The 12941-nt window shown below is 61.4% G+C and carries 11 protein-coding genes; 1 reads left to right on the top strand and 10 read right to left on the bottom strand.

The window, feature by feature from the left end; genetic code table 11:
- Positions 1–33: 33 nt before the first annotated feature.
- The 7 genes from ACNSOI_RS18120 to ACNSOI_RS18150 form a co-directional block, all read right to left on the bottom strand.
- Positions 34–1035, bottom strand: a complete 1002-nt coding sequence (locus tag ACNSOI_RS18120; protein WP_420194715.1) for a dihydroorotate dehydrogenase-like protein — start codon at positions 1033–1035, stop codon at positions 34–36.
- Positions 1028–4624: a pyruvate:ferredoxin (flavodoxin) oxidoreductase gene (gene nifJ / locus ACNSOI_RS18125; RefSeq protein WP_420194716.1), complete on the bottom strand. Its 3597-nt coding sequence runs from the start codon at positions 4622–4624 to the stop codon at positions 1028–1030. The genes ACNSOI_RS18120 and nifJ overlap by 8 nt, the downstream gene beginning before the upstream one ends.
- Positions 4625–4706: 82 nt before the next feature.
- Positions 4707–5798 (bottom strand): tRNA-queuosine alpha-mannosyltransferase domain-containing protein, encoded by a 1092-nt coding sequence (locus ACNSOI_RS18130; RefSeq protein ID WP_420194717.1) that lies wholly within the window; start codon positions 5796–5798, stop codon positions 4707–4709.
- 42 nt (positions 5799–5840) lie between these two features.
- Entirely contained in the window at positions 5841–7016 is a 1176-nt protein-coding gene (locus tag ACNSOI_RS18135) for an MFS transporter (protein WP_420194718.1), read from the bottom strand.
- A gap of 77 nt (positions 7017–7093) precedes the next feature.
- Positions 7094–7891 (bottom strand): ABC transporter permease, encoded by a 798-nt coding sequence (locus tag ACNSOI_RS18140; RefSeq protein ID WP_061330877.1) that lies wholly within the window; start codon positions 7889–7891, stop codon positions 7094–7096.
- Positions 7878–8486, bottom strand: coding sequence for an ABC transporter ATP-binding protein (locus ACNSOI_RS18145; protein ID WP_319635809.1), 609 nt, complete (start codon positions 8484–8486; stop codon positions 7878–7880). Before ACNSOI_RS18145 ends, ACNSOI_RS18140 begins: the two co-directional genes overlap by 14 nt.
- Positions 8487–8493: 7 nt before the next feature.
- Positions 8494–9165, bottom strand: coding sequence for an SDR family oxidoreductase (locus ACNSOI_RS18150; RefSeq protein ID WP_420194719.1), 672 nt, complete (start codon positions 9163–9165; stop codon positions 8494–8496).
- Positions 9166–9280: 115 nt separating this feature from the next.
- Between ACNSOI_RS18150 and ACNSOI_RS18155 the strand changes: the two genes are divergently transcribed.
- Positions 9281–9907 carry an outer membrane beta-barrel protein gene (locus ACNSOI_RS18155; protein ID WP_058091567.1) on the top strand — a complete coding sequence of 209 codons (627 nt, stop codon included), beginning with the start codon at positions 9281–9283 and terminating at the stop codon, positions 9905–9907.
- Between the two features lie 7 nt (positions 9908–9914).
- On the opposite strand, the gene arsJ is transcribed toward ACNSOI_RS18155, so the two are convergent.
- The 3 genes from arsJ to ACNSOI_RS18170 are packed head-to-tail and all read right to left on the bottom strand — an operon-like array spanning position 9915 to position 12924.
- Positions 9915–11108: an organoarsenical effux MFS transporter ArsJ gene (gene arsJ, locus ACNSOI_RS18160; RefSeq protein WP_106694019.1), complete on the bottom strand. Its 1194-nt coding sequence runs from the start codon at positions 11106–11108 to the stop codon at positions 9915–9917.
- A gap of 1 nt (position 11109) precedes the next feature.
- Positions 11110–12114 carry an ArsJ-associated glyceraldehyde-3-phosphate dehydrogenase gene (locus ACNSOI_RS18165; protein WP_420194720.1) on the bottom strand — a complete coding sequence of 335 codons (1005 nt, stop codon included), beginning with the start codon at positions 12112–12114 and terminating at the stop codon, positions 11110–11112.
- A gap of 45 nt (positions 12115–12159) precedes the next feature.
- On the bottom strand, positions 12160–12924 hold the full coding sequence (locus tag ACNSOI_RS18170) for a metalloregulator ArsR/SmtB family transcription factor (RefSeq protein WP_106694021.1): 765 nt from the start codon (positions 12922–12924) through the stop codon (positions 12160–12162).
- Positions 12925–12941 lie beyond the last annotated feature (17 nt).

Below are 12941 nucleotides of genomic sequence, written 5' to 3' on the forward strand. Positions count from 1 at the left end.
CTCAGGGCCGGTGTGCATCCCGGCCCTGGCTCCCTATAAGGACGACTGCCATCCGTGCAGCAGCCGGGCATAGTTCAATCGCTCCCAGGTGCCGGCATCCGGCACATTATCCAGTGACAAGGCGCCACGGGCCTCCTGCAGGGATTGATAGCCTATGCTGGCCAGGCGCGTGGTGAGTTCACCCCCCAGCCTCTCGAAGGCGGCAGGGCCGTGTTGCAGAACCGTCGAAACCAGCTGTACCACCGTGGCACCAGAGAGGATCGCTTTGGCGGCATCGTCGCCCGTGTGAACGCCCCCAGACGCTGCCATGTCCAGGCCGGTGCGGTTATACAGCCTGGCCATGGCGTGCAGACGCAGTGGCAGCTCAGCACTGGTCGAAAGAACCACCTCGCGACTCAACGCCAGTTGTTCCAGGTCGATATCCGGCTGATAGAACCGGTTGAAGAGCACCAGCCCCCTGGCCCCTGCCGCCTCAACGCCCGCCACAAACGCCGGCAATGCCGAGTAGAAAGGCGAGAGTTTAACGCTGACCGGCACCGACACCTGCTCTACGACCGAACGAATCACCGCCAGCTGGCGCTGTTCCAGGGTATCGGCGGTATCGCCGGCATCGGTGGCCAGGTCGTACAGGTTGAGCTCGATGGCATCGGCCCCGGCCTGCTCCAATTCCCTGGCGTGCTGAGTCCAGCCGCCGGGGGAAATACCGTTGAGGGAGGCAATCACCGGCACCCCCAGCTCCGTTTTCAACTGTTGCAGCCGTTGCAGGTAACTGCCGGAGCCCATCTCGAAGATCTCGGATTCCGGGAAAAACGAGCGAGCCTCAGCATCCATGTTGATTCGGGAATCGATAAACTTGTGCGCGGCCATCTGCTCCGCCACCAGCTGCTCTTCAAACAGCGAGTGCATCACCACCGCACCGGCGCCGGCCTGCACGCAGGCCTTGAGGGTATCCAGCTCATCGGTCAGCGGGCTGGCGCCCAGCACCAGGGGCGACTTCAACTCCAGGCCCAGCCAGCGGGTTATCAGGTCAGTCATGGCGCTCTCCATCCCCGGCGGTTTTTTCATTCACGGGATCATGGGGTTCAAAATGAATACCGGCCAGCTGCATATACAGCTCCCGCTGTTCTTTCGCGGCATCGCTGGCATTGGCCACCAGCAACTCGTAGCGCTGAGGGTCCCGCAGTTCCAGCATGCGGAAACGAGCCTCTTCCTGCATATAGGCTTTCATCGGCACCTTCTGGCGCACGGAATCCAGCTGCAATGGCGGCAGGCCTTCCTCAATCCGCCTTGGATCAAAGCGGTACAGTGGCCAGGCCCAGCTGTCCACCGCCCGCTTCTGCTGAGCCGGGGAGTGCACCAGGTCGTAGCCGTGGGCAATACAGGGGCTGTGGGCGATGATCAACGCCGGGCCGTCAAAGCTTTCGGCCTCCTGCAGGGCCTTGGTGGCCTGATTGCTGTGGGACTGAATGGCAATCTGGGCCACGTAAACATGGCCATAACTCATGGCCAGCAGCCCCAGGTCTTTCTTGCGGGTTTCCTTGCCCGCCGCCGCAAACTTGGCCACCGCCCCCATGGGCGTGGCCTTGGATTGCTGGCCACCGGTGTTGGAATAGACTTCGGTATCCAGTACCAGCAGCTTGATGTTCTGGCCCGAAGCCAGCGCATGGTCCAGCCCGCCGTAGCCGATGTCGTAGGCCCAGCCGTCGCCACCAATCACCCAGACGCTCTTGGGACAAAGTTCATCCGCCAGGTTATCCAGCTCCTGCGCTTCTGAGCCTTGTTGGCTTTCGAGCCAGTTACGCAGTTGGACGACGGCTGCGCGCCGGGCCGCCATGGCGCTCTCGTCGAGAGTGACACAGGGGCTGGTCAGGGCCTGGTAGAGTTCAACAGGGAGCTGCGCTTTCATATCTTCCAGCAACTGCCTGGCCCGGCCAGCCAGTTTGCCCAGGCCCATACGCATACCCAGGCCCAGCTCTGCGGCGTCCTCGAACAGCGAATTGTTCCAGGTGGGTCCCCGGCCATCGGCATTCACCGTGTAAGGGGTGGTCGGCAGGTTGCCGCCATAGATGGAGGAGCAGCCGGTGGCATTAGCAATCATCAGCCGGTCACCCAGCAACTGGGTGAGCAATCGGATGTAAGGGGTTTCACCGCAGCCGGCACAGGCCCCCGAATATTCGAACAGGGGAATCAGCAGCGGTAAGGATTTGAAGTCCCGGGGAATTCGGTCTCGGGGCACATCCGGCAGGTTGCGCAGAAACGCCAGATTCGTGGCCTCAACTTCCAAATGCTCCTCAACAGGGCGCATATTGATGGCCTTGCGCTTGGGCTGGGTGCGATTCTTCGCCGGGCACACTTCCACACACAAGCCGCAGCCAGTGCAGTCTTCCGGCGCCACCTGAACCCGGTAGTCCAGCCCTTCCAGCTCCGGCGTGTGGGTTTCCGGCACCGCAAGGAAGCTATCGGGAGCATCTTTAGCACTGTCCGGCTCGAATACCTTGCTGATAATGGCGGTATGCGGGCAAATCATGGTGCAGAAATTACACTGCACGCACAGGTCCGATTCCCAGATCGGAATCTCCTGGGCAATGGCGCGCTTCTCGTACTGGCTGGTGCCAGTGGGCCAGGTGCCATCCACCGGGAAGGCGCTGACCGGCAGTTTATCACCCTGGCCATCCATCAGCAGCCGAGTAACTTTCTGCACGAAGTCCGGGGCATCCTCCGGCACTCTCGGGGGCCGGGTCCGGGTGGCGGTTACTGAACCGGGCACCGGCACTTCATGCAGGTTATCCAGGGCGGAATCCACCGCCTCCACATTGCGCCGCACCACCTCCGGCCCGCGCCGGCCCCAGGTATGGCGAATGGATTCCTTGATATGGGCAATGGCCTCGTCACGGGGCAGGATATCGGCCAGGGCAAAGAAGCACACCTGCATCACCGTGTTGATTCGCCGGTCCAGCCCGGCCTGTTCGGCCACGCTGGCGGCGTCGATCACGAACAATCTGGCTTTGCGCTCCACCAGCACCCGCTGGGCTTCCACCGACAATTGGTCCCAGGCCTGCTCTGCTGGCCAGGGCACATTCAAGAGCACCGTCGCCCCTGGCGCAGCGTGTTCCAGCACATCAAACTTCTCCAGAAACTGCGGCGCGTGCACCGCCACAAACTGGGCCTGACTAATCTGGTAACTGGAACGAATGGGATGCGGCCCGAAGCGCAGATGGGAGACGGTGGTGGCACCGGATTTCTTGGAATCGTAAACAAAGTGCCCCTGGGCGAACAGATCGGTGCCCTCGCCCAGAATCTTGATGCTGGCCTTGTTGCTGCTGACCGTGCCATCGGCACCAAGGCCAAAAAACAGCGCCCGCCGGGTGTCTGGTGATTCGATATCCAGCTCGCTGTCCACCTCCAGCGACAAATGGGTAACGTCATCCCGCACTCCCACGGTAAAGCGGGTTTTTGGTGCCGGCTCCTGCAGTTGCTCAAACACCGCGCAGACCATGGCCGGGGTGAACTCCCGGGAGGACAAGCCATAACGCCCGCCGATCACCCGGGGCAGATTGGGACGCTCACCCCGGCTGAACGCTTCCATTAGCGCGCCACTGACTTCCAGCAGCAAGGGTTCACCCTGGGCGCCGGGTTCCTTGGTGCGGTCCAGCACGGCCAGATGTTGCACGGTATCCGGCAGCGCCTGCAGGAAGCGCTCGGTGGCGAACGGCCGGAACAGGCGCACTTTGAGCACACCCACTTTTTCACCTTTTGCCATCAGCCATTCCACGGTTTCATGGGCACATTCCGCCCCGGAACCCATCAGGATCAGCACCCGCTCGGCTTGCGGATGCCCGACATAATCGAACAGCTTGTACTGCCGACCGGTGACGTTGGCAAAGCGGGACATCACCGCTTCCAGATGGTCCGGGAAGGCTTGATAAAACGGGTTAGCCGCTTCCCGGGACTGGAAAAAAGCGTCGGGATTCTGGGAGGTGCCCCGCAGCACCGGGTGGTCTGGCGTCATCCGGCGGTTACGATGAGCTTCGATGCCCTGATAAGGCACCAATGCTTTCAGTTCATCGTCGCTGAGCGGAACAATCTTGGCGATTTCATGGGAGGTACGAAAGCCGTCGAAAAAGTGCATCACCGGCACCCGGCTTTCCAGCGTGACTGCGTGACCAATCGCGGCCATGTCCTGGGCTTCCTGTACTGAGCCGGAGGCCAGCAGGGCGAAGCCGGTGCCCCGGGCACTCATGACATCAGAGTGGTCACAGAAGATCGACAAGGCGTGGGTGGCCAGGCTGCGGGCGGCCACGTGCATGCAAAACGGCGTCAGCTCGCCGGCAATCTTGTACAGGTTGGGCAGCATCAGCAGCAGGCCCTGGGAGGCAGTGAACGTAGTCACCAGTGAGCCCGCCTGTAAGGCGCCGTGCATGGCGCCGGCCGCGCCGGCTTCGGACTGCATTTCCACCACACCCGGTACCTGGCCCCAAACGTTTGTTTTGCCCAGGGCCGCCCAGTCGTCGGCATGCTCCCCCATGACAGAGGCCGGAGTAATCGGATAGATGGCGATGGTTTCACTCAACCGATAGGCCACTGAGGCAACGGCTTCGTTGCCGTCGAGGGTGCGGAACTCCATGGATACCATCCTTGTTGAAACGGCGGGATAATATCCAGTCTAGGCAGGGCCTGTGAGGCCCGCAAGTTGGCGCCAGACCAACCTAACGGCCAGCAATCAGGTCATCCAGCAGGGCCTGGTAACGCCCCGCCAACCGAGACGCCCGCCAGGCATCAGGGGAAGTAGAAGCGGGTTTATCCACCATGATCTGTTCCAGGCAGTTAACCCCAGCCATGGCTTCCGCTTCTGGGCTCGATTCATCACTCCGGTAACGGCAAGGCTCGGGCACATACTCCCGGTACGCCAGCCGGTCCGGCACCAGGGCCACACAGCCCGACGCCATGGCTTCCAGCACCGCCAGGCCCTGGAAGTCGTGCAAAGCTGTGGACAAAACAACGTCTGCCTCGCGCAGCAACCGGTCGTACTCATCGCGACTGTCCATATAACCCCAGTGCTCGATGTAACCAGCAAATTGATGGTGGATCCGGTCAAATGCCTCCGGGTAACGGCGGAAGCCCTCACCCACCACACTCAAACGAAAGGGCATGGACCGGCCCGCCAGCGTCTGCAAAAACGTCAGCAAGCGATCCGGCCCCTTATCGTATTCCCAGCGATGGTTCCAGAGCAGGTGTGGGCACCGCCAGTTCAAGGCGCGCCCCTGGTCGACAAACAGGCGGTCTTCAATCGGCACCGGCAGCACCCGGGATTTCTCTGTTAATGCCTGCACCACCCCCGGCGGCACCGCATCGGGCATTTTGTTCAGTAAGGCGTCAACGCCCCGCAAGAAACTGTCACGGTTCCAGGCGCTGTTGAACGCTACCGCGTCCGCCGCCAGCGCGCTGTATAGATTCACCATCTGCGGCTCCAGCCGACCCTGCTGCTGTTCGCTCACCGGAAAGGCAAACTGGTTTTCATGCATGTAGAGCAGGCACGGAGTGGTTGCCAGCTGGGGATGCAGACCCCGCAGGGTGGCCAGATCCACCATGGACGTGGCGACTATCAGGTCCCAGGGTTGTGACAGGCATGGCTCGGCCAGCCAGCTTACCGGGTTACCGCGAATGCGCCACTGGAAGAACCGGGGAGGAAGCGTCAGGGTCTGCCAGTGATAGTCGGGACACATCGCCACCAGCTGGTTCCGCCAGCGCTGGTGGCTGGCGGCGTCGTAGGCGGACAACAGAAGAATTCGCGGGGTCATGGCGATCCGTAACAGATGGGGCGGCTGAATCGGGCTATTGTATCAGGCTGGCGCCTTGCCTCGGCCCAGCGATAGCAATCCGAATACCGGCCCCGGCAGCAACAGCAACGCCACCCACACCCCCCAGGGGCTCCAGAGCCCGCTGGTGATCCAGATAGCGGGCAGCGTCAGACCAAACCCGACGGCATTCATCACCGCCAGTGAGGAACCGACCGTTTCTTTCGGTGCGGTAGCCGCCGCCAGAGCCGAGAACTGGGGCGAATCCGCCACCACGGCAATGCCCCAGATCATCAGTAAAGCGATCAGCAGTATTGGCGACAGGCCGTGCAACCAGGGGTACAGCAGGCACAGCGCCCCGGAGACCATCAGCGCCCGCCGCGCCACCCACTCACTACCCCGGGTCCGACTAAGCCGGCCACCGCCAATGCAACCGGCCGCGCCGATACCGATCACCACGAACGATAGCCAGGGCACCAGCGCCTCACCCTGCCCCAGTCGGTTTAGTTCCCGGGCAATCAGTAACGGCACCAGGGTCCAGAACGCATAGAGCTCCCACATGTGGCCAAAGTAACCGCCGGCCACCGCCCGGAACCGGGGAATTCGCAGGGCTGCCAGGCCCTGAGTGATGGGCAGCCCGCCATTGGCTTTGGGCAGGTGCGGGCCATCACCGAGCAGGAACACCAGCAATCCACCCGCCAGCGCCAGAACCGACGCCGCCAGCAACGGCCACTCCCACGGCAGGCCCAGGGTTGCACCCCGCATTAAATGAGGCAGCGCAGTCCCCAGCGTGAGCATGCCCACCAACCACGCCAAAGCGGCGCCTGCGTGCTTGGGCGTCCAGGCAATGACCAACTTCATGCCCAGAGGGTAGATACCAGCCAGGCACAGGCCAGTGGCGAACCGCAACAGGCTATCCACCGGAAACACCCCCGCAACCAGGACAAAACCGGCATTGGCCAGGGCGCCCAGGACGCTGGAGACCAGAAAAATCCGACTGGCGCCAAAACGGTCGGCCAGCCCGGTAACCGCCAGGGTCAGCGTACCGACAATAAATCCGGCCTGAACCGACAGGGTAAGCCGCCCCAGATCCGATTCCGCCAGCCCCAGCTCACCAGCCAGGGATAACCAGACCCCATTGATACTGAACCAGAGGGACGTGCCAAACAGTTGTGCCAATACAATCACTGGCAGGGGATAACGTTGCAGTAGTCCGATCATCTTGTTGTCTTTATTGCGGGTGAAGCCCAAGCCTAGCCCCAAAACCGCTCGAGTACCCATGCTACTTTGGTGCCCGGTCAGGGTTCTATCAAACGATCCAGCCGCAGCCGCTCCCGCTCATCGAACAGCCGGCGACCACCCCAGCCCACCGCCATGACGGCTCCAAAACCGGTGCCGGCGGTAATGATCAGCATCACCAGAATCTGGTATTTCACCGCCACCGCCGGTGGGCTGCCCGCCAGAATCTGACCGGTCATCATGCCCGGCAGGCTGACAATCCCGGCCGCAGCCATGGCGTTGATGGACGGCATCATGCCACTGCGCATGGCGTCCCGGCGGATATCCTCCAACGCCTGCTGCCAGGTCTGGCCCAACATTAGCCGGTTCTCGATCACTGCCCGCTGGCGCCACACCGAGTCATTCAGGCGATCCAGGGCCAGGCTGACACCGGTCATGGTGTTGCCCAGCATCATTCCCAGCAACGGAATGGCGTACTGGGGCGCATACCAGGGGTCGGGGCCTATCACCACCGTCAGCGCAAGCACCGTCACAGTAAAAGAGGACACAAACATGGCCCCGGTACCGATGCCAAACGCCCACCAGCCACGAAGGCGCCGGCCCTGGCGCGCCACCACCTCCCGGCCAGCCACCAACAGCATGATCAGCGCCAGCAGGGCAATCCAGTAGAACGCCGAAGAGGCAAAGAGCGCTTCCAGTACCAGCCCGATCAGGGCCAGCTGGATAACCGTGCGGACAGTGGCAATCAACAGACTGCGGGACACACCCAGCCGGGCCATATGACTGGTTAATGCCAACGCCAGGATGAGCAGCGCCGCCAGCCCCAGCTTCCACCAGGCCAGATCAATCACTTCCATGTTCGGGCTCCAGTGCCGTTCCGCGAATCCGATAGTGGGCATCCGCCACGCGGCGAATCTGGGCCGGGTCGTGGGCTACCCATAAAGTTGCAATCTGCTGGCGCTGAATCTCGTCCAGCAGCCAGTTTTCAATGTTGAGGGTGCTGTCGCCATCAAGATTCGCCGTCGGCTCATCCAGCAACAGCGCCTGTGGCTTAAGGGCCAATGCCCGCCACAATGCCAGCCGCTGCCGTTCACCGGATGACAGCCGGCTGACCGACCAGGCCATCACGTCCGCAGGGAACCCCAAAGCGGCAGGCAGCCGTTCGCCAGCCCCTTCGGGAAAGTGGGCACTCACCTCGTCAAACCACCACTGACTGTCCGCCGGCACCATCACCACCTGGCGTCGCCACTGATGGGCCGGCACCGCGCCCTGGCTGGTGCCATTCAGGGAAATCTCTCCACCGTGGGGTTCCAGGTCTGCCGCTGCCCGCAATAACCGGCTTTTACCACTGCCGGATGGCCCGGACACACAGACTACCCGGCCAGCGGGTACCGCCAGTGACACCCCGGTAAGGGCACCAACGCTGACCTGATCCAGCAACAGGCCCGTCAAAACCGGCTCACCAGGGCAGCTCCTCACCGTTGCTGTGCCAGAACGAACCGGAGTTCTCCAGGTTCAGGTTGGCAATGCGCTCGGCCAGCCCTTTGGCGGACTCTTCCGGAGTGATCAAACCACCAAAATTCACCATTCGGGTCTTCACATAACCGGGATGCAACTGAACCACCGCAATGCCCCGCGGTTTCAGGTCCACGGCCAGTGATTTGCCAAAAGCGTTGAGGGCCGCCTTGGAGGCACGATAGCCGTAGCGGCCGCCGGAGTCGTTGTCGGCAATGGAACCCATGCGGCTGGTGATGTTGGCGATCTTGCCGCCTTCACGGATTTGCGGCACCAGGGCTTCGGTGACCCTGAGGGGTGCGTAGGCGTTGATTTCCATCTGAGTGCGGATGGAATCGAAATCGATACTGCCCAGCTGCTCATCCTGCAACAGCCCGGCGTTGTTGATCAGCAGGCTGATGGACTTGTCAGCAAGGCCGGTTTTGAGTGCGTCAATACCGGCATCGGTGGTGACATCCACCCCGTCAATCACCTGATTCGCAACCGTAGCCAGGTCGTCCGAGGACTGCCGGCATACGCCGATCACCTCACAGCCCTCCCGCGCGTAATGCCGGGCCAGTTCCAGGCCAATGCCACGGTTGGCACCGGTAATCACAACCACTTGGGGTTCAGACATAACACCTCCCTTTTACACGGTTTGTTCAGCCCTATTGGCAGGGTCTGCCGAATCTGTAATGGTTACACCATTGCACACCATCTTGCCAGTAACCCACCGCAGAGTATCGGCGCCCATGAACATTCGAACCCTCACCGCTGTCACACTCACTCTGGCGCTGGCCTCATCACCGGCAGCGGCAGACATCGGTTTGTCACCGTTTGCCGGTTATCGCATGGGTGGCTCGGTGGATATCGAGACGGCCGGCGCCAGCACCGATGACCAGATCCGCTTTCGCGATTCCGTCAGCCATGGGCTGGTGGTCAACTTTGACCTGCCGGAAGCCGGCAAACAGGGCGAGCTCTACTTTGGCCGGCAAAGCACCTCGGCCAGGCTGGACAACGGGTTGTTCGCACCGGGCACCCGCTCCATCGACCTGACCATCTACCAGCTGCAGTTTGGCGGGCTCTACTTTCCGGGCGGTAAAACCTATGGCGGGTTTGTCTCCGGCGTGCTGGGCGTTACCCGGCTGGAACCGGACGATTCCAGTTACGACACCCACCACCGAGCCGCCCTGTCGCTCGGCGGCGGCTACCAGTTTTTCCTGAGTGAACAATTGCGCCTGCGACTGGACCTGCGGGGTGTCTACACCGCCCTGGATTCGGGCGGCTCGGTGTTCTGCTCCGGGGGATGTGAGCTCAAGTTCCGCAGCAGCGGATACCTGCAGGTAGAAGCCAGTGCTGGCCTGGTGGTACGTTTTTAGTACCCGCTCAGGCCATCACCTGTCGCCGCTCAGGCAGCAGCATTGATAGCGAAGCCGCCATAGCAACCAGCCCCGCCGAAATCCACAAACAGGCCTCCAACCCATACACCTGATACACCCAACCGGACAGGATGGTACCCAACAACCGGCCGGCAGCGTTGGACATGTAATAGAACCCCACATCCAGTGAGACGCCATCGCCCCGGGCGTAGCTGACGATCAGGTAGCTGTGCAGGGAGGAGTTGATGGCAAACAGCACGCCGAACAGCAACAAGCCCCCGACAATGACCACCTGTGGCGACCAGCCCGCCATCAGGCCACTGGCAATGGCTGCCGGAATAAGCGCCAGAAACGCCGCCCAGAGTACCGCCGGTTTCTTGCCTTCCATATTGCCGGTAATCCTGGGGGCTATGGTCTGGATAAAGCCATAGCCGATGATCCAGCTGGCCATAAAGCCGCCCACTTTCCAGTGGTCCCAGCCAAATACGGTGTGCAGGTACACCGGCAACGCCACCACAAACCACACGTCCCGGGCACCAAACAGGAACATCCGCGCGGCAGACAGCACGTTGATGGCCCGACTCTTGGACAGTATTTCACTGAACTTGGGCTTGGCCTTGCTCTTGCCCAGCTCCTGTTTGAGCAGGAACAGGCTGGCCAGCCATACCAGCCCCAGAGCCACCGCCATGATCACCACGGCACCTGTAAAGCCGGCCGCCATTAGCAGCACGCCACCCAGGAAGAAACCTACCCCTTTAAGGGTGTTCTTGGAGCCGGTGAGAATGGCCACCCACTTGTACAAGGTGCCCTGTTGCTCATCCGGCACCAGCAACTTGATGCCACTCTTGGCGGACATTTTGTTCAGGTCTTTGGCAATGCCGGACAACGCCTGTGCCGCCATCACCCAGGGCACGGTCAGCATGGCCGCCGGCACCGCCAGCATGGCCAGGGCCACAATCTGCAGGAACAGCCCGATGTTCATGGTGCGGTTCAGGCCCATACGGGCCCCCAGATAACCGCCCACCAGGTTGGTTACCACCCCGAAGAACTCGTAGAAGATGAACAGCAGGGCAATTTCCAGGGGTGAGTAACCCAGCTGGTGGAAATGCAGTACCACCAGCATCCGCAGGGCTCCATCCGTGAGGGTGAAGGCCCAGTAGTTGCCGGTGATGACCAGGTACTGGCGAATGGCGGCATTCATATCAGGCCAGGCCCACCTTGCGCGCCAGCTCGGCGGTACGGTTGGCATAACCCCACTCGTTGTCGTACCAGGCGTAGATCTTTACCTGGGTGCCGTTGATAACCAACGTGGACAGCGCATCAACGATGGATGAACGGGGATCGGTTTTGTAATCGATGGACACCAATGGACGCTCTTCATAGCCCAGGATGTCTTTCAGCTCGCCCTCGGCGGTTTCTTTCAGCAGCCTGTTAACCGTCTCCACGTCTGTGGGCTTTTCCACTTCGAAAACACAGTCGGTCAGTGATGCGTTGGTGAGCGGAATCCGCACCGCGTGGCCGTCCAGCCGGCCCTTGAGCTCCGGAAAGATCTCGATAATCGCGGTGGCGGAACCGGTACTGGTGGGAATCAGTGAACTGCCACAGGCCCGGGCCCGGCGCAGATCCTTGTGGGGCGCATCGATGATGGTCTGGGTGTTGGTCAGGCTGTGAATGGTGGTGATGGAACCGTGCTTGATGCCCAGTTTCTCATGGATCACTTTAACCACCGGGGCCAGGCAGTTGGTGGTGCAAGAGGCCGCGGTGATAATCCGATCGGTGGCCGGGTCGAAGATGTGTTCGTTCACCCCCATCACAATGTTCTTGGCGCCCGCTTCCTTTACCGGCGCGGTGACCACCACCCGCTTCACCCCCTGGTCCAGGTAGGCCTGCAAAACCTCGACTTTCTTGTTCACGCCGCTGGCTTCAATCACCAGATCACAGCCCGACCAGTCGGTGTCCGAAATGGCCCGATTTCGGGTAACCCGCAGGCGCTGTCCTTCAATCACCATGTCGTCGCCATCGGCACTGGCTTCATGGCTCCAGCGGCCGTGGATACTGTCGAAATTCAGCAGGTGCGCGAGGCTTGCCGCGTCTGCTCCCGGGTCATTGATGGCAACGAACTCCAGTTCCGGCCAGCCCCAGGCAGCCCGCAGCGCCAGCCGGCCAATGCGTCCAAATCCGTTGATACCTACTTTGATCTCGCTCATCGTGATCTCCTTGCGACCTTCGCAATCCGTAAACTTATTAAGTGATCAGGGGCACTGTACAACCGGGCGATCCGCCATGGCCTGCAATTGCGCCAGGGGGCGCTCGATCAACGCCCCGTTACTCAGAGCGGTCTCATCCAGAACCCTCGCCACCCAGGCCGGTAGCCGGGGGTTAAGGTAATAATAGACCCATTGGCCACGACGCTCGGTTTCCAGAAGCCCGGCATCCCGCAGGCTCGCCAGGTGGCGGCTGACTTTTGGTTGCGACACCTCGAAGGCTTCGGTCAGCTCACATACGCACAGTTTTTCCTGATCCTTGATCAGTAACAGCGCGGCCAGGCGCAGGTCGTCGGCCATGGCCTTGAAGATCGCAACCGGGCTGTAGTCAGCGGGTTTCAGGCCGGTTTCTTTCTGGTGCACCAGGGTAAAAAGGCCAAGGCGCTCCTTCAGTTCTTTCAACGTCAGGGCAAAGGTGGCGTGGCGATTGGTCTCTGCCGGGTCCGGAAAGTCCCAGGCAATCTGCTGGGCACCCTGGCACGCGGCGGTGCATTCCCGGGCAGCTTTTTCACACAGGGTGATCACGTAGTCCCAGTACTGGCCCTTCAGCTCAGCCAGCTGTTTGCTAAACAGCCCTTCGGTGGCAATACCGGCCTCGGACAATACCTGCAGCGCCAGCGGATGCGGCTCTGTGGGCTGGGTGCCGGCGCTGGCCACTTCAAACTGGTCTCCGGCCATGTGCCGCAGCAAGGCCTCTGCCATGATGGAACGGGCACTGTTTGCGGTACAAATAAACAGAACTCGGCGCTTCATATCCACATCCCCAAATA

The sequence above is a fragment of the Marinobacter sp. GH_1 genome (genome assembly GCF_048595985.1).
Taxonomy (GTDB): Bacteria; Pseudomonadota; Gammaproteobacteria; order Pseudomonadales; family Oleiphilaceae; genus Marinobacter; species Marinobacter shengliensis.